The sequence below is a fragment of the Massilia sp. Bi118 genome (assembly GCF_918697865.1).
GTDB lineage: Bacteria > Pseudomonadota > Gammaproteobacteria > Burkholderiales > Burkholderiaceae_D > Telluria.
Genome location: NZ_CAKKMV010000020.1, coordinates 31190 through 50300 on the forward strand (window position 1 = coordinate 31190; position 19111 = coordinate 50300).

General features: G+C 64.3%; 15 protein-coding genes and 1 pseudogene. 8 read left to right on the forward strand and 8 right to left on the reverse strand.

Annotated elements, in window-relative coordinates; translation table 11 throughout:
- Positions 1-2: 2 nt before the first annotated feature.
- The gene (locus tag LQV39_RS23380) at positions 3-1526 is read left to right on the forward strand and encodes an FAD-dependent monooxygenase (RefSeq protein ID WP_230029585.1); all 1524 of its coding nucleotides are present in this window, start codon (positions 3-5) and stop codon (positions 1524-1526) included.
- A 201-nt stretch (positions 1527-1727) separates the two neighbouring features.
- Positions 1728-2423 (forward strand): MBL fold metallo-hydrolase, encoded by a 696-nt coding sequence (locus tag LQV39_RS23385; RefSeq protein ID WP_230029586.1) that lies wholly within the window; start codon positions 1728-1730, stop codon positions 2421-2423.
- On the opposite strand, the gene LQV39_RS23390 is transcribed toward LQV39_RS23385, so the two are convergent.
- Complete coding sequence (locus tag LQV39_RS23390) at positions 2424-4832, reverse strand: outer membrane beta-barrel family protein (RefSeq protein ID WP_230029587.1); 2409 nt, start codon at positions 4830-4832, stop codon at positions 2424-2426.
- Between the two features lie 197 nt (positions 4833-5029).
- Here LQV39_RS23390 and LQV39_RS23395 point away from each other — a divergent pair, with 197 nt between their 5' ends.
- Positions 5030-6397 carry an amino acid permease gene (locus LQV39_RS23395; protein WP_230029588.1) on the forward strand — a complete coding sequence of 456 codons (1368 nt, stop codon included), beginning with the start codon at positions 5030-5032 and terminating at the stop codon, positions 6395-6397.
- A 33-nt stretch (positions 6398-6430) separates the two neighbouring features.
- Complete coding sequence (locus LQV39_RS23400) at positions 6431-7999, forward strand: hypothetical protein (RefSeq protein ID WP_230029589.1); 1569 nt, start codon at positions 6431-6433, stop codon at positions 7997-7999.
- Between the two features lie 39 nt (positions 8000-8038).
- Here LQV39_RS23400 and LQV39_RS23405 read toward each other — a convergent pair whose 3' ends face one another.
- The 5 genes from LQV39_RS23405 to LQV39_RS23425 form a co-directional block, all read right to left on the reverse strand.
- Complete coding sequence (locus LQV39_RS23405) at positions 8039-9103, reverse strand: porin (protein ID WP_230029590.1); 1065 nt, start codon at positions 9101-9103, stop codon at positions 8039-8041.
- A 14-nt stretch (positions 9104-9117) separates the two neighbouring features.
- The gene (locus LQV39_RS23410) at positions 9118-10428 is read right to left on the reverse strand and encodes an MFS transporter (protein WP_230029591.1); all 1311 of its coding nucleotides are present in this window, start codon (positions 10426-10428) and stop codon (positions 9118-9120) included.
- A 103-nt stretch (positions 10429-10531) separates the two neighbouring features.
- Complete coding sequence (locus tag LQV39_RS23415; protein WP_230029592.1) at positions 10532-11395, reverse strand: class II aldolase/adducin family protein; 864 nt, start codon at positions 11393-11395, stop codon at positions 10532-10534.
- 18 nt (positions 11396-11413) lie between these two features.
- A complete protein-coding gene (locus tag LQV39_RS23420; protein WP_374199465.1) occupies positions 11414-12409 on the reverse strand; it encodes a 2Fe-2S iron-sulfur cluster-binding protein in 996 nt (331 codons plus the stop codon).
- Between the two features lie 18 nt (positions 12410-12427).
- A complete protein-coding gene (locus tag LQV39_RS23425) occupies positions 12428-13963 on the reverse strand; it encodes a Rieske 2Fe-2S domain-containing protein (RefSeq protein ID WP_230029593.1) in 1536 nt (511 codons plus the stop codon).
- 263 nt (positions 13964-14226) lie between these two features.
- On the opposite strand from LQV39_RS23425, the gene LQV39_RS23430 reads away from it, so the two are divergent.
- On the forward strand, positions 14227-14919 hold the full coding sequence (locus LQV39_RS23430; protein ID WP_230029594.1) for a GntR family transcriptional regulator: 693 nt from the start codon (positions 14227-14229) through the stop codon (positions 14917-14919).
- A gap of 7 nt (positions 14920-14926) precedes the next feature.
- On the opposite strand, the gene LQV39_RS23435 is transcribed toward LQV39_RS23430, so the two are convergent.
- Positions 14927-15592, reverse strand: coding sequence for a TonB family protein (locus LQV39_RS23435; protein WP_230029595.1), 666 nt, complete (start codon positions 15590-15592; stop codon positions 14927-14929).
- A 274-nt stretch (positions 15593-15866) separates the two neighbouring features.
- On the opposite strand from LQV39_RS23435, the pseudogene LQV39_RS23440 reads away from it, so the two are divergent.
- From LQV39_RS23440 to LQV39_RS23450, 3 genes and pseudogenes are all read left to right on the forward strand, one after another.
- A pseudogene (locus LQV39_RS23440) lies at positions 15867-16259 on the forward strand (Hcp family type VI secretion system effector); the annotation flags it as partial.
- A 12-nt stretch (positions 16260-16271) separates the two neighbouring features.
- A complete protein-coding gene (locus tag LQV39_RS23445) occupies positions 16272-16730 on the forward strand; it encodes a penicillin-insensitive murein endopeptidase (protein WP_230029596.1) in 459 nt (152 codons plus the stop codon).
- A 3-nt stretch (positions 16731-16733) separates the two neighbouring features.
- Positions 16734-17120 (forward strand): hypothetical protein, encoded by a 387-nt coding sequence (locus LQV39_RS23450; RefSeq protein ID WP_230029597.1) that lies wholly within the window; start codon positions 16734-16736, stop codon positions 17118-17120.
- A gap of 6 nt (positions 17121-17126) precedes the next feature.
- Here the strand turns inward: LQV39_RS23450 and LQV39_RS23455 are convergent, their stop codons facing one another.
- Entirely contained in the window at positions 17127-19097 is a 1971-nt protein-coding gene (locus tag LQV39_RS23455; RefSeq protein ID WP_230029598.1) for a CocE/NonD family hydrolase, read from the reverse strand.
- Positions 19098-19111 lie beyond the last annotated feature (14 nt).

The following is a 19111-nucleotide window of genomic DNA, read 5'->3' on the forward strand; positions in this document are numbered from 1 at the left end:
AAATGAAACGCGAAGAGGTATTCATCGCCGGCGCCGGCCCGACCGGCCTGGTGCTGGCCCTGTGGCTCGCGCGCCAGGGCGTGGGCGTGCGCATCGTCGACAAGACCCCAGGGCCCGGCACCACCTCGCGCGCCGTGGTGGTGCACGCGCGCACGCTGGAGCTCTACCGCCAGCTCGGCCTGGCCGAGGAAGTGGTGGCGGCCGGCATGCCCAACCCCGGCATCAACCTCTGGGTGCACGGCAAGCGCCGCGCCCACATCACCTTCGGCGATGCCGGCGCCGGGCTCACGCCCTACCCCTTTATCCTGGTCTACCCGCAGGACCGCCACGAACGCCTGCTCATCTCGCATCTGGAAGACATGGGCGTGCGGGTCGAACGCGAGACCGAGCTGCTCGGCTTCGAACAGCATGATGATCACGTGCAGGTGCGCCTGCGCGGACCGAGCGGCGAAGAAACCTGCGAAGCGCGCTACCTGGCCGGCTGCGACGGCGCCAAATCGCCGGTCCGCCACGGCCTGAACGCCAGCTTCGAGGGCGGCACCTACGACCAGCTGTTCTATGTGGCCGACGTGATCGCGGCCGGCCCTGCGGCCGACGGCCAGGTTCATCTGTCGCTCGACGACGCCGACTTCCTCGCCTTGTTCTCCTATACCGCCGACGGCCAGGCGCGGCTGATCGGCAGCATTCGCGAGGACCGCATCTCGCCGGACCGCGATTTGACTTTCGACGACGTCGGCGAGCGCGCCCTTCACGGCCTCGGGGTCGAGGTGAAGAAGGTGAACTGGTTCTCGACCTATAAAGTGCACCATCGCCTGACCGAGCACTTCCGCCACGGCCGCGTCTTCCTGCTCGGCGACGCCGCCCACATCCACAGCCCCGCCGGCGGCCAGGGCATGAACACCGGCATCGGCGATGCCATCAACCTGGCATGGAAACTGAAAGCAGTGCTGCGCGAGGAAGCCGACGAGCGCCTGCTGGACAGCTTCGACAGCGAGCGCCTGGCCTTCGCCCACAAGCTGGTCGAAACCACCGACCGCGTATTCACCTTCGTCTCTGCCGAAGGCAACTTCGCGAACTTCGTCCGCACGCGGATCGCGCCGCTGTTCGTCAGCGCGGCCTACAGCGTGGACGCGGTGAAGGAGTTCATGTTCCGCCTGGTCTCGCAGTGCATGCTGAACTACCACGGCAGTGCGCTCAGCCATGGCGCCGCCGGCAAGGTGAAAGGCGGCGATCGCATGCCCTGGGCGGCCGGCGCAGCCATCGACAACTTCGCACCGACCGGAACGGTGGACTGGCAGGTGCACGTGTACGGCGCCGCCAGCGATGCACTGTCGAGCTGGTGCCACCAGGCCGGACTGCCGCTGCGCGTGTTCGACTGGGAGCGGGCGCACGAGCATGCTGGCTTGATGCGGAATGCGGTTTACCTGGTGCGGCCGGATGGGTATGTGGGCTTGGCGGATGCCGGTGGGAAGGTGGAGGGATTGCGGGATTATTTCGAGGGGATCGGGTACAGGCGCTTCACCTGACGTCGTTCCCGCTGCCCCTCGTCGTTCCCGCTGCCCCTCGTCGTTCCCGCGCAGGCGGGAACCTAAGTTCGGCGAACAGCGACAAACCGTGCCGCCGGCCCGCCTGCACCCTGGATTCTCGCCTTCGCGGGAATGACAGTGGTTGCGGCATGGTTCTCACCATGGCACACTGCGCCATCAAGCAACCTGTATAGGCATCGCATGAATCCCATCCAGCTCTTCGACCCCGTCTCCTCGACCTTTACCTACATCATCGCCGGCCCCGGCGACAAGGACGCTGCGATCATCGACCCGGTCGACGAGCACTGGGAGCGCGACCTCGCGCACATCGAGCGCCTGGGCCTGCGCCTGGCCTACATCCTCGAGACTCACGCCCATGCCGACCACGTGACCTCGGCCGGCCGCCTGCGCGCGCTGACCGGCGCCAAGGCCGCGGTGCCGAGCGGCTGCGGCATCCCGCCCGCCGAGCTGCAGCTGTGCGACGGCGACACCATCCGCTTCGGCAAGGACGAAACGATCGCCGTGCTGCACACGCCCGGCCATACGGCGGGCAGCATGTGCTACGTCTGGAGGGGGAATGTGTTCACCGGCGACACCCTGCTGATCGACGGCTGCGGCCGCACCGACTTCCAGGGCGGCAGCGCGGCGGCGCTCTACGACAGCGTGACGCGCAAGCTGTTCGCGCTGCCGGACGCAACCCGGATCTGGCCGGGCCACGACTACAAGGGACAATCGGTGTCGACCATCGGCTGGGAAAAGCAGCACAACGCGCGCCTGGCGAACCGTTCGCTCGCCGATTTCGTCGTGCTGATGGGGCAGCTGAACCTGCCCCGGCCGAAGCTGATCGACGTCGCCGTACCGGCAAACCGCAATCTTGGTTTGCCGCACAGCGTTTAATTACATTCCCGGGCCGCCGCCGCCGAAGCCGCCAGGGCCGCCGGGACCACCCGGCGGCGGACCGCCACGCCAGCCTTCGCCGCCCGGACCACGGCCTTCACGCCCTTCGCGGCGCTGGCTCTGCACGCCGCCGAAGTGATAGGACAGGCCGATGAAGGCGGTGCGACCGGCGTAGCGCGTGATCGAGTGCTGCTTCAGGTAGTCGGTATCGGTGATCGTCTCCGTTTTCTGGGAGCGGAATACGTCGGCCACATTCATCACCAGGCTCAGTGACGGCGTGAGGCTGCGCTTGTAGCTCAGGTTCAGGGTCGCCATCGGTTCGCGGTAGCCGGTGCCCGCCAGGGTCTTGCCCTGCGCGTTGACCATCACCTGCAGCTGGTCCTGCGGAGTGAGCGAATAGTTGAGGCGCCCGCGCACGGTCAGCGAGGAAGCCGAGCGTTTGTACTCGGCGCCGGTGATGTCGATCTGTTCCTGCTCGGTGAAGGCCAGGTTGCCGCTGGTGTTGATCGAGAGCTTGGGCGTGAGCTTGCCGCTCAGCGTGAACTCCAGGCCGCCGGCGCGGTTGCTGCCGCCGTTCTCCAGCGTCGTCAGCAGGATGGTGTCGTTGACCACCGTCTGGCGGCTGCGGATCATGTCGCGGTCGGCGCGATAGTAGGCGCGCAGGTTGGCGTTCAGCTGGCCCGCCTTGGTCTCGTAGCCGATCTCGAAGGAGTCGGTCTGCACCGGCTTCAGCTTCGGATTGCCGCTCGACTCGTTCAGCTCATCCTGGTAGACCACGAAAGGATTCAGCTGGTTTCCGGTGGCGCGGCGGATCCGGTGCGCGTAAGCGAAACGCAAATTGGTATCGGCGCTCAGCTTGTAGGTAGCGAAGGCGCTTGGAATCCAGTTCATGTAGCTGTTGGTGACGCTCGAGCCCATCGTGACCTGGTCCAGGTCCATGTGCGTGTACTCGGTGCGCATGCCGACCAGGGCGCCCCAGCGCTCGCTCACTTTCCACTGGTAGGAACCATAGACGGCGGCGTCGCGCTCGTCGACCTCGAAGGCGTTCGTCAGCCGCGCATTCGCCAGCGCGGCGGCGGTGACCGGGTCGAGATCGTAGTAACGGTTGTCGAACTGGCTGTTGGTGTCGATGATCTTGTAGCCCAGCTTGACGATGGCGCCGCTTTCGAGCGGGGTCTCGTAGTCGCCGGTGTAGTCGACGATCCGGATTTTCGTGGCCGAATCCTGCAGGCTGGTCCCATCGATGCCCGAGAACGGCATGCTCGGATCGATTGGATGCGGCGCCGAATACAGGTAGTCGTTGGTCGCCGTGACCTCGTTGCTGTTGTCGGTGTTCGAAACGCGCAGGTCCATCCGGAACAGTTCGCCCAGCTTCTCGCCCTTGTGGTCCCAGCGCGCACCCCAGGTCGAGTTGGTATTCTCGCCGCTGCGCTTCGACGTACGCACGTAATCGCGGTACGGCACGCCATCGTTGGCGATGACGTAGTGGTTCTGGCTGACGTTGTCGTTGTCGCGCTTGAGGAGGCCGGCGTTGGCTTCCAGCGTGTCGTCCTGGCCGAGATTGTAGGTCAGCTGGCCGCGCGCGCCGGCCATGTCGTTCAAGCCGGTGCTGGTGCCCGTCGTGGTCGTGTGCTGGTCGACGCCGGTCCGCGGATCGATGCGGTCGCGCTCCGACTCGCTGGTCGAGTCGCGGCCGTCGTGGCGGACGTTGACGCCGCCCTGCACGCCCCAGCGTCCGGTGTTGTACTGCCCGTTCAGCTGTGCGTTGTAGCGCCCCGCCGTGCCGTAGTTCGCATTGACGACGCCGAAACCGCCGGGACGCCGCGAACGCTTCATGACCAGATTGAGGATGGGCCCACCGCCGCCTTCGTTGCCGAATTCCGCGCCGGGGTTGTTGATGACTTCGATCGAATCGATGTCCTCGGCCGGCATGGCCTGCAGCACCCCGCCGCGGCCCTCCCCCTGCAGCATGGCCGAAGGCTTGCCGTCGACCAGGATCTGGACGTTCGTATTGCCACGCAAGGAAACGGTGCCGTCCGGGTCGACGCCGACCGAAGGCACGTTGCCAAGCGCGTCGGCGGCGCTACCGTTGGAGCTGTTGACGTCGCTCTTGACGTCGTACACCTGGCGGTCGATGCGGTTGGTCGGGCGCTCGCCGACCACGGTCACGGCCTGGATCTTGCCGTCGCCGCCAGCCTGGCCGGACGTGGCGGCGCCGGTCGATGCCGCGGCCGCTGCCGTACTTGTGCCGGTGCTGGTGCCGGTGCTTGCTGCCGGTGCGCTCTGCGTCGACTGCGCCATCGCGGGCTGCAGGGCGACCAGGTCGCACAGGGCCAGGCCAAGCGCCAGATAATGCGCGCGACGGCGCCGGGACGCGCCACCGGTGCGCTTTCGTGGGGAGTGGTTCATTTGATTGTTGTAGGCGTTGCCGGACGAACGAAGCGTGAAGAATACCTGAACGGCCGAGAAAGTTGCCGGCCCTTACAATTCTTTGCACACGTCAATACAGACTGTCAGCCCTACGTGCGCGGGATAAATCTCCCCGCCTCCCCGCGCATGGATTATTATTCCTGTCTTTTAGGCAATATCATCAAAGGCGGGTACCGATGGCGCTCCACGAAAATCACCTTAAGCGCGGCCTCAAGAGCCGGCACATCCAGCTGATCGCCCTCGGCGGCGCCATCGGCACCGGCCTGTTCCTCGGGGTGGCCGAGACGGTCAGGATGGCCGGCCCTTCGATCCTGCTCGGCTACGCGGTGGCCGGCCTGGTCGCCTTCCTGATCATGCGCCAGCTGAGCGAAATGATGGTCGACGAGCCGGTGGCCGGCTCGTTCAGTCACTTCGCGGATAAATACTGCGGCCGCTTTGCCGGCTTCCTGACCGGCTGGAACTACTGGGTGCTCTACGTCCTGGTCAGCATGGCGGAATTGTCCGCGGTCGGCATCTACGTGCAGTACTGGTTCCCGGAGATACCGACCTGGGTCTCGGCGCTCGGCTGCTTCGTGTTCGCCAACGCGATCAGCATGTTCAACGTGCGCGCCTTCGGCGAGACCGAATTCTGGTTCGCCGTGGTCAAGGTGGTCGCCATCGTCGCCATGATCATCTACGGCATCTTCCTGCTGTTCTCCGGCGGCGCCGGCCCGCAGGCTGGCGTGGCCAACCTGTGGCAGCACGGCGGGTTCTTCGCCCATGGCGTCTCGGGGCTGGTGATGTCGATGGCGGTGCTGATGTTCTCCTTCGGCGGGCTGGAAGTCATCGGTATCACTGCGGCGGAAGCGGACAATCCGTCCAAGTCGATTCCGAAGGCGACCAACCAGGCGCTGTGGCGCATCCTGGTGTTTTATGTCGGTTCGCTGGCGGTGCTGTTGTCGCTTTATCCGTGGGACCAGATCAAGCCTGGGGCCAGTCCCTTCGTCCTGATCTTCAAAGCGCTGGATGCCGGCGTGGTTGCGCACGTGCTGAACCTCGTCGTGCTGACGGCCGCGGTGTCGGTCTATAACAGCTGTGTGTACTCGAACAGCCGCATGCTGTACGGCCTGGCGACGCAGGGGCATGCGCCGCGTGCGCTGCTGAAGGTGAATGAGCGTGGGGTGCCGCTGGTTTCGCTGGGCGTGTCGGCGGTGGCTACCGTTATTTGCGTGGCGGTGAACTTTGCCATGCCGGGCAAGGCGCTTGGAATGCTGATGGGGCTTGCTGTGGCGGGGATGATGATTAACTGGGCGATGATTAGCTGGAGCCATTTGCGGTTTCGGCAGGCGAAGGCGGTGCAGGGTTTCAAGCCGGTGTTTGGCAGCCCGTTTTATCCGGTGACGAACTGGTTATGCCTGGCGTTTTTGGCGGGGATTTTGGTGATCATGTTCCTGACGCCGGGGATGCAGGTGTCGGTGTACCTGATCCCGGTCTGGCTGTTGGTGCTGGGTGTGGGCTTCTGGCTACGCCAGCGGCGCGAACTGGCGCCGGCCCAGAGCTCCTGACCGTTTTCCTTCAAATCGCGTCCAAGCAAAGCCATGAGTACCAAGCCTCCAGCCGCGAAATTCGAGATGTTTGCCCGCCCGGGCGCCGGGCAGCACGGCGAGTTGCTGCAATACGTGTCGAGGGACGCGACTTTCCCCACCGCATACCTCAGAGCGGTGGCGGCCATCGCCGGCTCCGACGGCGTCGTCAACATCGCCGACTTCAATGCGTTGAACGATGTGGCATCTCTGCTGGGCGACTCGGCATTGGCAAAGGTCGTACTGCTCGAGGGAATCGAGCAACCCTTGCCATTAAAGGACGCTCTCGCTCAACTCAACACCGCTTCCGCCGACATCGACCAGGCAAGCGCTGCCACCGCCTTTGGCGCGGCACGCGCGCTCTTGTCGCTGCAGGGTACGCGCAGCCGGGAGCTGGCGAAGAGCCTGGCTGCCGCCCTGCGCTACGAATGCCGTCCGGGCGAGCTGGAGGCCTTCCCGGCCGACGAACAGGGCATCTGGAGCAAGCTCAGTACAGGCTCGACGCGCATCCTCAAGGGGCGCAAGTACGCGGACCTCGCTGACCTGTGCATTCGTGCCACTGGCGACCTGGCGCTCGCCAAGGCGGTGCTCGAATACGAAAACGGCACCCAGGACAAGGCCGAACTTGCTCGACGCATGAACACGGCATGCGCGCGCACGAGCCAGGACATCGCTGTCTTCAACCAGCGCATCGCGGACTTCGAAAAGACCCGCGAGATGGCATCCGCCTTCCTGGAGTCCGCCTATGCGCTGCAGAAGCAGGTGAGCCAGCGCCTGGCGATTGCCGATGCGCGCATCGAATTCGAGCGCGACACGTTCGACGAAGATCTCGAAGAAACCATCCACGACGGGGGCAATGCCTTCGAACGCGAGGTTGCCGAGCGTCTTGGAACCGACCAGTGGAAACGCGCGATCGTATGGGAAAGCATCGCCAAATCGAGCTTTGGCAAGGAGTTGGAGCGCAGGGTCAACCGCATCATCGCACGCCGCGAGGAGTCGCTTCGCCTGATCCGTGAAGACCTGCGTCTGTTCCAGGAAGAGATGGCGCTATCGCGCAGCACCCTGCTCAAGCGCATGCACCACAGCCAGCTCGCCGACGCGGCGCCGGGCTTACGCTGGAGTACGCGCGTCCTGAACGGCGTCGAGACCGCTGCCGACACGACCCTGAAAGTCGGCGGTCTCGCCATCCTGGGCACAGGCGCAGCCTACTTCCTGGGCGCGAGCGCCGTGTTGCCGGTCGTGGCGCCGGCAGCGCCCATCGTCGGCGGCGTGCTGCTGGTCGCCGGCGTGTTCAAGTGGCTGATGAATCCGGCGGAGCGCAAGGCGGGAGAAATCGGCCACAAGCGCGAGAAATTCGAGCAGGTGTTCCGGGAACAGCTCGATCTGGCGCGCCAGGCGTTGGGCACGCAACTGGATGTCACCGCGGCGCAGTTCCACGAGGCCGCCGAGCGCTTGGTGCAGCCTGTGGTTCTCGAAGCGCAGGCGGCGGACCGGCTGGCCGTGCTACATCTCGAGCTGGCGCGCAAGCTGAACGAACACTCCCAAAAGGCGCTCGCGGACATGCTCGCGGAGCTCCCCGACTAGGCGTTTGTCCCCGCCGGGGCGCGGCCACCCGGCGGGACATCAGAAGGCGTGCCGCAGCCCGATCATCGCCGATCTGTTACCGGTCCCCGACTCGATCGCACTACCCACCGTATAGCTCGCCCCATTCCGGTTATCGATCTTCGCTATCGCCACATTGACGTCAGTCCGCTTGGACAAACTATAGCGATATCCCAGCGCGATCTGTGAAGCATCCTGATTGAACCCCGTCCGGTCATCCTTGCGGATGTACGAAGCCAGCAAGGCATGTACGCCAAACGGCACCGTCAGGCCGATCAAGGCATCCCGGCTGTCGGTCGAGGCCCGCGCCGGCCGCCCGAAGAACTCGGTGGTGCTGCGCAGGACCGAACTGTTCAAGCCCCGGTTCCAGTCATACAGCCCATGCAGCTTGACCACACCGAAGTCATACACCGCGGCCAGCACGGTATTGCGGGCATTGTCGGTACCGTGCAAAGTAGCGGTATCGTTGTTCCGGTCATGGTAGCCAAGCCGCACCTGCAGCGGCCCATTCGTCCAGGCCAGCGACCCGCCCAACTGCCGCCCGGACGCACTGCTGCCGCTCACCTCACCCGGCGCCGCAGCCAGCTCCGCACTGAATCCACCGACGACGGGCGAGATGTACTTGACCGTGTTATCCATCCGGCTGAACGAGTTGCCGGTGGTGCCAAGCAGGTTCTTCGAGTCCCCCACCCAGCCCGAGCCGAAGGGATCGGCAAACACCTGCACCATGTAGTGCGGCGTGTACTGCCGCCCCGCCAGCACGGTGCCGAAGCCGCCCTGCAGGCCGACATAGGCCTGGCGCCCGAACAGCAGGCCGCCCTGCCCCATGGCGCCGGTGTCGCCCTGGAAGCCGTTCTCCAGCAGGAAGACCGCCTTCAGGCCGTTGCCGAGATCCTCGCTGCCCTTGAAGCCGAGCCGCGAGCCGCCGGTGGTGCCGCTGGTGACCTTGGTCGCCGGCCCGGCCACGCCGCCGCTCTCGCGCACCGCCGCCATGTCGATCATGCCGTAGATGGTCACGTTGCTCTGCGCGCTGGCCAGCGGCGCGGCGGCCGCCAGCATTGCGGATACGATTAACTTCTTCTTCATCCAGGATCTCCGCATCATTTCGGGTTGACTGCCTTGGCGGGCAGCGCAAAGGTCAGCGCGCAGCCGACCAGCAGGCAGACGGCAATCGCGATCACGCCGGCGTTGGTGCTGTTGGTCATGGTCTTCACCACGCCCAGCATGTACGGCGCAATCATCCCGGAGACGCTGCCGACCGAGTTGGCCAGCGCGATGCCGGCGGCGGCGGCGGCGCCGGTGAGCACAGCCGGCGGCAGCAGCCAGAATTGCGAGATCGTGGTGATGATGCCCATCGTCGCCAGGGTCAGCGCCAGCATGGCGATCGGCGTGTTGTCGCCGTAGGCCGCACTCCAGGTCAGGCCGACCGCACCGGCGACGCCCGCCAGCGCCAGGTGCCAGCGCCGTTCGCGCCGGATGTCCGAGCTGCGCCCAACCAGGATCATGGTGACGGTAGCGGCTGCGTACGGAATGCTGGTCAGCATGCCAATGTCGAAGGTACTGGAGACACCGCTGGCCTTGATGATGGTCGGCAGCCAGAAGCTGATGCCGTACAGGCCCATGGTGTAGAACAGGTAGATCGCACTCAGGAGCCAGACCCGCGGGTTCACCAGGCCGTCGCGCAGGTTGTGCAGGTGGCCGCCCTGCTTGTCCTGGTTCAGCTCATGCTCGATAAGCGACTTCTCGCTGTCGTCCAGCCACTTGGCGTCCGCGACCTTGTCGTCGAGGTAGAACCAGGCCATGCAGCCGAGGATGATGGTCGGGATGGCCTCCAGCACGAACACCCACTGCCAGGCGTGGTAGCCGCCCACATTGTCCATCGTGCCCATGATCAGGCCGGAAAGCGGGCCGCCGATCACGCCGGACATCGGAATGCCGGTCATGAACAGCGCCGTCACCTTGCCGCGGCGGCCGGCCGGGAACCAGTAGGTGAGGTACAGCAGGATGGCCGGGAAGAAGCCCGCCTCGGCGACGCCCAGCAGGAAGCGCAGCGCGTAGAAGCTGGCCGGCGTCGACACGTACATCATCGCGGCCGAGATCACGCCCCAGGTCACCATGATGCGGGTGATCCACTTGCGGGCGCCGACCTTCAGCATGACGATGTTACTGGGAACTTCGAACATGAGGTAACCGGCGAAGAAGACGCCGGCGCCCATGCCGTAGACGGCCTCGGACAGCCCGAGATCGGACATCATCTGCAGCTTCGCGAAGCCGACGTTGACGCGATCGAGATAGGCAAAGACGTAGCACAGGAATAGAAATGGTAGAAGACGCCATGCGACCTTCGAATAGGCTTTCGAAGCCTCATCGATGGTCGATGCGCCTACTGCGACTTTGGTTGAGCTCAGCATTGTTTTGTCTCCAGATATGGTTGTGAACGTGCCCGGTTAGCGCGGCATCTTGTGGATGCCGCATCCGTGGTCTGTCATGTGAAACAATGGAGCAGCGGGATACTTAATCGAACATATCGGGCTGCGTATTCTTCAGTTGGTCCCAGATCGGCTGGAAGTGCAGCCAGCCGATGTATTCGCTGCCGACGTGCTCGCGGCTGTAGCGCGAACGGTCCGGCGGCACCAACACCGGCTTGATGCCGGTCGCTTCGATCATCAGCTGTTGCTGGCAGCAGCGTTCCAGCGCGATGAACCAGAATGCCGCCGATTCGATGCTGTGGCGGCTGGCGGTCAGCAGGCCGTGGTTCTGGTGGATGGCCGCTTTCACGCCCTTGAACCAGTCGCACACTGCCGTGCCGGCCTTTTCTTCCACCGCCACCTGGCCCGCTTCTTCGCGGATCACCACGTGGTCCTCGAAGAAGGCGGCGGCGTCCTGGCTGATCGGCTCCAGCTCGCGGCCCAGCGATGCGAAGGCGGTGCCGTACACGGTGTGCGCGTGGCACATGGCGACGATGTCCGGATGCGCCTCGTGCACCGCGGCGTGCAGCACGAAGCCGGCGCGGTTGATCGCGTACTCGCCTTCGACCACGCGGCCCTGGTGGTCGGCCAGGATCAGGTTCGACACCTTCACCTGCGAGAAGTGGACGCACATCGGATTGGTCCAGTACAGCTCCGGATGCTCGGGGTCGCGCACCGTCAGGTGGCCGGCGAAGCCGTAGTCGAAGCCGTGCTGGGCGAAGGCGCGGCAGGCGGCGACCAGCCGCTCCTTGCGGTGGCGGCGTTCCTGCGCGGGATCGTCGAAGGACGGGATCTCGGGATAGATGACGTCGGCCTGGCGCGGGTGGTAGATGGAGCGGATCGCGTCCTGTTGCGACTTCGCGATGCGCTCCGCCTCGACGGGGGCGATCTGTTTTACTTTGTCCAGCATGATGTCTCCTTCAGTGATTTATAGGTCGAGTACCAGCACCGGGCTGGTGGCGCGCGACACGCAGGCGGTCAGGAACTGCCCGTGCTCGTCGTCGCCGAGGATGTAGTCGCGGTGGTCGACCTCGCCCTCGAGATAGCGGATCTTGCAGGTCGCGCAGAGGCCGGCCTGGCAGGATGTCTCGATGCGGATGTCGTTCTGCTCGAGGACGTCGGCGATGCTGCGGTCGGCCGGCACCTCCAGCATGGCGCCGGTGCTGGCGATCTTCACCATGAAGGCGCCGGGCGCCAGTGTTTTCGCGTCTGCCGCAGGTTCGGGCGCCTTGAAGTGCTCGAAGTGGACGGCGCCCGCCGGCCAGTGGCTCGCAGCCTCCGCACAGGCCTTCATGAAGCCGGCCGGGCCGCAGTAGAACAGGTGGGTGCCCGCTTCCGGTTCGCGCAGCAGGCCGGCGATGTCGAGGCCTTCTTCCGGCTTGCCATGGTCGAAATGGTGCACCAGCTTGCCGTGGGCCCAGGCGATGCCCAGCTCTTCGCGGAAGGCCGCGCAGCCGGGATTGCGGGCGCAGTAGTGCAGCTCGAAGGGGATCCCGGCCTGGTCGAGCGCATGCGCCATCGACTTCAGCGGCGTGACACCGATGCCGCCGGCCAGCAGGATCACCTTCCTCGCTTCCGGTATCAGTTCGAAGTTGTTGCGCGGCTGGCTGACCAGCGCCAGGTCCTGCACGCGGAGCAGCTCGTGCAGCGCTTTCGAGCCGCCGCGGCCCTTCTCGTCGCGCAGCACGGCGATCACGTAGCGGTGCCGCTCGGCCGGCGAATTGCACAGGGAGTACTGGCGCGTCATCCCGTTCGGCAGGTGAATGTCGATGTGGGCGCCGGCGCTGAAGGCCGGCAGCTCCTCGCCCTGCGGGTGCACCAGCTCATAGGAGTTGATGCCGCTCGCCTCGAAGCGGATCTGGCGCACCAGCAGCGAGAGCCTGGTTTGGTCGCGGCTGATGATATGGGTCTGGGTCATTTCCATGTTCGTTCTCCCGGCGGATCACTTCCTGGTCGACTGTTCGAGCTCGTCGAACTTCTGGCGCACGAAGGCTGCGCGCTCATCACCCTTCAGGCTTTCGCTTTGCGTCAGGATGGCGACGATCTGGCGCGTCACGTGACGGCGGCGCGTCACTTCCTCCTCGACGGTCTCGCCTTCCGGCACCTCGAGCACGTTGCCCGAGCAGTAGCTGTTCGGTGCGGCGGCGTTATCGCGCAGCCACTGCGCGAATTCCTGCGGGCCGGCGGCCGGGTTGCTGCCGCGGACGGCGTCGCGCAGCATCTTCCGGAACAGGAATACGCCGGCGTCGAACTTGGTCGGGTTCTCCAGCGCGTGCACCGCGATCGGGCGCTGGCTGATGATGGCTTCGTAGTCGCCCGGCGCATACTGGCATTCCTTGTAATTGGCGCGGGCGCGGTGGTCGGACGGGATCGGCGGCATGTCTTCCAGCTTGTACTTGCCGAAGCGCTCCGGGCGGCGCATCGCCACTTGCCCCTCGAGGAAGTCGATGGTTTCGTAGCCGACCATCTCCTTGTTGCCGATGCCGCGGGTGTCGATGCCCGGACCCATCACGCGCCAGCCGATCATCTTCGCGTTGACGTCGTCGACCGGTACGGTCCAGCGCACGATGTGGAAGCGGCTGAACAGCTTCTTGTTCGAGCCGTCTTCGGACGTGTAGGCGTGCAGGCTCAGGTTCGGCAGCACCTGGTGCTGGACGCGCACGAACAGCTTGTCCTTGTTGACGCGGCGGGCGCCGGCGCAGGCCAGGCCGCGGCCGCCGTGCACCGGAATGAACTGCATGTCCGGCGCGACTTCCATCGAGGCGGCGCCGACTTCGTCGAAGGTCGTGCCCTGGTACTGCTTGTTGACGACGTTCTTGGCCGAGTGCAGTGCGGTCGGGTGGAAGTTGTCGGCCGCGTTGTCCTGTACCTGCAGCCAGTTACAATGCTGGAAGTTACTGTAGGGGACAAGCTCGTCGCCCTCGGCCACCGTGAAGTTGCCCTCCCATTCCGGGAACGGCGGCTCTTCTTCCGGCGGGCCCATATAGGCGAACACCAGGCCATTGCGCTCGAAGGCCTTATAGGCGCCCTGCTTGATCGAGCAGGCGTACTTCTCGGCTTCCCTCTCCTCGCCTTTCGGGAAAGGCACGTGCAGGCAGGTGCCGTCGATGTCGAACACCATCCCGTGGTAGCAGCACATGATGCCCTTGTCCTGGATCGCGCCGTACTCCAGCGAGGCGCCGCGGTGGACGCAGTGGGCATGCAGCAGGCCGATGCGGCCGGAACCGTCGCGGAAGGCGACCAGCTCTTCGCCGAGGATCTTCAGGAAGTGCGGCGTGTCGGTCAGTTCCATCGACATGCAGACCGGATGCCAGAAGCGGCGCATGTACTCGCCCATCGGGGTGCCCGGACCAACCTCAGTCAGCTCCGGATCGTGGCCCGGCACCTTGTTGGTGTGGTAGCCGCCGAAGGGGATCAGCTTCTTGACGACCGGCTGGGTCTGGGCGGCGGCTTCTGCGGTCTTGTCGCGGGTGTTCATGTGTGTCTCCTCTGGCTCGATGGTGGCTGCATTCTGTGGCGCAACCGTGTTCCGTATTCTGTATACAAAGCGTTCGGACAAAATTTTTGCGCTTTTCCCGCTCCGCCTCGTACACTCTGTGTTCTGTATACAGAGTACAGTTTCGACCTGTCCCGCTTCGATGTCAACCACTTTTTTTGTAACGCGCGCCTGCGATTCGGCCGGTCGGGTTCATAAATTGACTTTAAGTCGGCCTCACGTATACTGAATACAAAGGTGAACACATGCTCAAACAATTATCGAAAATCCAGGTACGTCCCGACCTCGTCGACCAGGTCTACCAGTCGCTGCTGGACGCCATCAGCGACGGCTCGCTGCCACCCGGCGCCCGCATCACGCAGGAAGAGATCGCCGAGCAGATGGACGTCTCGCGCTCGCCGGTTCTGCAGGCACTGCGGCTACTGAAGAAGGATGGGCTGGTGCAGGACGCGCCCGGGCGCGGCGTGCTCGTGGCCGAACTCGATCCCGAGTGGATCGGCAACCTCTATCAGGTGCGCGGCGCCCTCGACACGCTGGCGGCGCGCCTGGCGGCGGAGCGCAAGGCGGCGATCGACCCGGACATCATTGCCAAAGGCCGCAAGGCGGCGCGCGGCAAGGACGTTAAGGCCATGATCGACGCCGACATCGCCTTCCACACGGCCATCTATAAAGCCTCGGGCAATCCGCTGATCTTCGAAACCACGCAGTTTCATTGGGTGCACCTGCGCCGCGTGATGGGCGCGGTGCTGCAATCGGCGGTACAGCGCGAGTCGATCTGGGACGAACATGAGGCGATGGCGAAGGCGATCGCCGAAGGTGACGTGGCGCGGGCGGTCGAGATGTCCGACCACCATGCGACCGAGGCGCGGGAGAACCTGGTGGCGCGGCTGACCGAGGTGCTCAAGGAGCCGGCGCACCTGGCCCGGCGCGCCTCGTAGGCAGCGTTCAGCGCGCGCCGATGAAGCGAAGACGGTCGATCGCGATCACGTTGCCTTGCGCAGCCGCCAGACCATACCAGCGCCGTGCCTCCTCCAGGTTTTTCCCGACCTGCGTCCCATGTTCGTACATCGCAGCCACCGCAAGCTGCGCCATGGCCTCGCCGCCTTCCGCGGCGCCGAACTCCAGCTCCAGCGACGCACTTCGCTCGCGCTCCGTTTTGCCCTGAATCTCGAGGATGGCGCCGAGTACATAGCGCGACCGCGCATTACCCTCGAGGGCTGCCTTCGCAAGTCTCTGCATCAACCTGCCGGTTGAGGGTTCGAGCGTCCAGAAATACTGCATGGGCAGCCACATTTGATGTGCTTGGCCGTCCACGGTCCCAGGCATGTAGCGGCATTTCTGAAAGGCGAGCTCCGTGGTCTCGTCCAGGACGCGCGAGCCGCTCGACAGCAGGACTTTCGTCTCGAGGACGGCGCCGTTCGCGTCCACGTGGACGCCAAGAAAGAGCAGGCCTTCCTCCTCGTTCTTCAAGGCGGATTTCGGATACTGCGGATACGCGCACTGTTTCCAGTCGACTGAAGGCATGCTGACGACGGGTTCCCTGGCAAAGGCAGGTCCGTCAAACAAGGATATGGTCGCGACAAGGACAAACGTCGAAGTGATGCGGTTCATGGGCGCTCGATGTTCGAATGGGCGGATCGGCAAAGATGAGCTATTGACAGCCCAGCAGCAGGCTTTGTTCCCGTCTACGTCCGCTAAAGCGCTTCCGGTGTTCCCGGCATGGAACGGCGCCCCGATCGGTCCAAGCGAAAAGGAGGATTTTTGATCACCAACGTCACCGTGGGCGGATCGAAGATCGGTTGATGATTACCAATATTCCTGCGGTAGATAAAGGCAAGAATGCACCTTTCGCTGCCACTATGGAGGTGCATTATGGCGATTGAGGGTGAATCAGCCGAAGAGCGCTACCGCATCGACTGCCGGAGGCCATACTGCAGAACGCTGCGAACACAAAAGCATCTCGTTGACCAAGCTGACCGATCTCGCATCGCCAATACTGATGCAGACCTGTTCCGCCGGCCGCACAATCCCGAAAGCCAAGCTTGAATTCATGCGTGCGGACGGAGATGGAAATCCCATCAAGTATTACGAAGTCGAACTGGAAAACGTGATCGTTGGCAGCATCGATCAGGTCAGTCATCCTGGGTCAGGATTGCACGACACTTTCACACTCAAGTTTTCGAGAGTCCGCTGGCGCTACACGCAGCAGAAAATCGGCGGCGGCGCAGGCGGCTCGACTGTCGGTGGGTGGGATCTTTCGACCAACCGACTCGCTTGATGGGTGCTCCCCATGACTGAAGTTCCTCCCCAGGATTCACGCAGTTTCTTCATGCTTCCCCAAGCTCCCGAAGGCGCAGGCTACTACGTATATGGCATCCCAAACCGCGGCGCCGCACAATACGCCCACCCGGCGATGATGACGCTGTTGCTGATGGTTGAAAGAGAATGGGCCCTTATCGACCGGCGCAAATTCGGGGTTGGCAATATCAGCGTCGCCGGAGGTTTGTATTTCGGGCACAAATCACACCGAAAAGGACTGGAAGTTGACGTGCGGCCGGTTCGAAAAGATGGCTTGCATGAGCCTGTCACCTACCTGAGTCGCGATTACGACCTTGAAGCAACACGCGTTCTAATCCAGTTATTTCGCGCCTGCACCGCCTCTCCACTAGTAATCTTCTTTAACGATAACAGGATTCCTGGCGTACTACCGCTGGCAGGCCATGACAACCATTTTCATGTTCAGTTTTAGGGTATGAAACAAAAACACGTCCTTATGATTGCCGCCGCAATCGCAACAACATCGATCGCCTATGCGGGAGCAAAAAAAAATTGGGATGGCACCTACGCCAGCGCCACGATCCATTACCTGTTCTATTCGAACGATCTGGATGAAGCCCAAGCGCCAACTTCCACCGACCAGCGCCTGTCGATCGCAATCACCGGCGACCCGGCCAAACAAATCTTCGACGCGATCGGGCCGGACCTGAAGGTCGGCTGCGGCACAACGCTGGGGATGCGCCAACGCCAGCGAGGCGACATCGACTGCTCCTACGACAAGGAGCAGTCGCCCTCACCCTATACCTGCCATTTCGGTTTCAACCTGCGCAAGGGGAAAAGCATCGCCGGCGCCACCTGTTGATGCTGCTTAGTGCGCCGGCATCACCAGCAACTGCACCCCCGAAGCCGTCTGCGCCGCATGATAAACCCGCTGCATCGCCGCCTTGAAATCCTCCGGCCTGGCCTTCGGGATCGAGGTGAAGGTCTGTGGATTCAGGTCGATCAACGGGAACCAGGAGCTCTGCACCTGCACCATGATGCGGTGGCCGCGGCGGAAGGTGTGGTTGACGTCGCCGAGGTGGTAGCTGATTGCCTCGACCTTGCCCGGCACGAAAGGCTCGGGCTTCTCGAAGCTGTTGCGGAACTTGCCGCGCAGCGGATTGCCGCGCACCAGCTGCTGGAAGCCGGCGAGGCTGGTTTCCGGTGCGCCGACGTCCTTGCCGCGCTGCTTCTGCTCGCCCGACGGATATTCGGACGGATAGACGTCGATCAGCTTGACGACCCAGTCGGCGTCGGTGCCGGTGGTCGAGACGAACAGCTTGGGCGTGACCGGGCCGGCCACCGTCACGTCTTCGTCCAGCACGTCCGACTGGTAGGTCAGCACGTCCGGACGGGTGGCGGCGAAGCGCTGATCGGACACCATGTACTCCTGCGGCACGTGGGTCGACGCATAGCCGATATAGGGCACCGGCTTCTTCGGGTCCGACACGTACTCGTCATAATCGGACTGCGCGGCGCCGCCGGCAGGCTGGGTCCAGGACAGCTTGCCGCCGGCGCCGAAGTACAGCGTGCGCGCCCTGGCCTGCACCGGCGGCCAGGCCGTGTACTGGCGCCAGACGTTGGAGCCGGTCTCGAAGGCGGTCACCTCGGCGATCGGCTTGTTGGGCTTCACGCCCTTCAGGTGCTGCTCGAAGAAGGGGAACTGGAGCTGGGTGCGGAAGTACTCGCCGGTCTTGCTGTCGAAGCGCACGTGGCCCAGTTGCGCGCCGTCGTAACGCGCCCAGCCGCCATGTACCCAGGGGCCCATCACCAGTCCGCTGAAGGTGCCCGGGTTGTACTTCTTGACCGCGTGGTAGGTCGTGAACGGACCTTGCGGGTCTTCGGCGTCGAACCAGCCGCCCACCGTCAGCACGGCGGCCTTGACTCCCTTCAGGTGGCGCGAAATGTCGCGGGTCTGCCAGAACTGGTCGTAGGTGTCGTGCTCGATGGTCGGCGCGAGGTAGGCGCGCTGGCCGTCGGTGAGCGTGCCGAGGATGTTCGGCATGCTCTGGTGCTTCAGGAAGAAGTCGTAGGCATCGGCCGCGCCGTAGTCGAAGCTCTCGCGGTTCTTCGGCCCGGTGGTCGGGTTCTTCTGCTCGACGAAGTTCGCGTAGAAGCCGAAATTGGCGGCTAACATGAACGCGCCGCCGTGGTAGGAGTCGTCGCCCATGTACAGGTCCGTCACCGGCGCCTGCGGCGATGCCGCCTTGATCGACGGGTGCGAATCGATGATGCTGGCCGCGGCGTAGAAGCCCGGATAGCTGATGCCGTAGATGCCGGCCTTGCCGTTGTTGTTGGGGACGTGCTTGAGCAGCCATTCCATGGTGTCGTACATGTCCTGGCTTTCCTGGCCCTCGCCCGCCGCGCGCTTCGCGCTCACGTGCGGCGTCATCTCGACCCACTTGCCCTCGGACATATAGCGGCCGCGCACATCCTGCTTGACGAAGATGTAGCCGGCGTCCTCGAACTCCTTCGACGGGCCGATCGAGGCCGGGAACCAGTCCTCGCCGTAGCGCAGCTGGCCGTCGGCGTAGACGCCCGAGCTGTACGGCGTGCGGTTCAGCAGGAAGGGATAGCTCTTCGACGCGTCCTTCGGCACGTAGACCACCGTGAACAGCTTGGTCCCGTCGCGCATCGGGATGCGGTACTCGTACTTGGTGTACAGCGAACGGAGGTCGCGCTGCGGCGCGGGCGCGTCGGCTGCCGACCCGGCTGCGGCTGCGGCCGTGGTGCCGGCATGGGCGCCGGCGGCAAAAGCGAGGGACAGCGACAGCGCGATGATCGAGAGGCGGCGGTTCATAAGGGTCCTGGTGG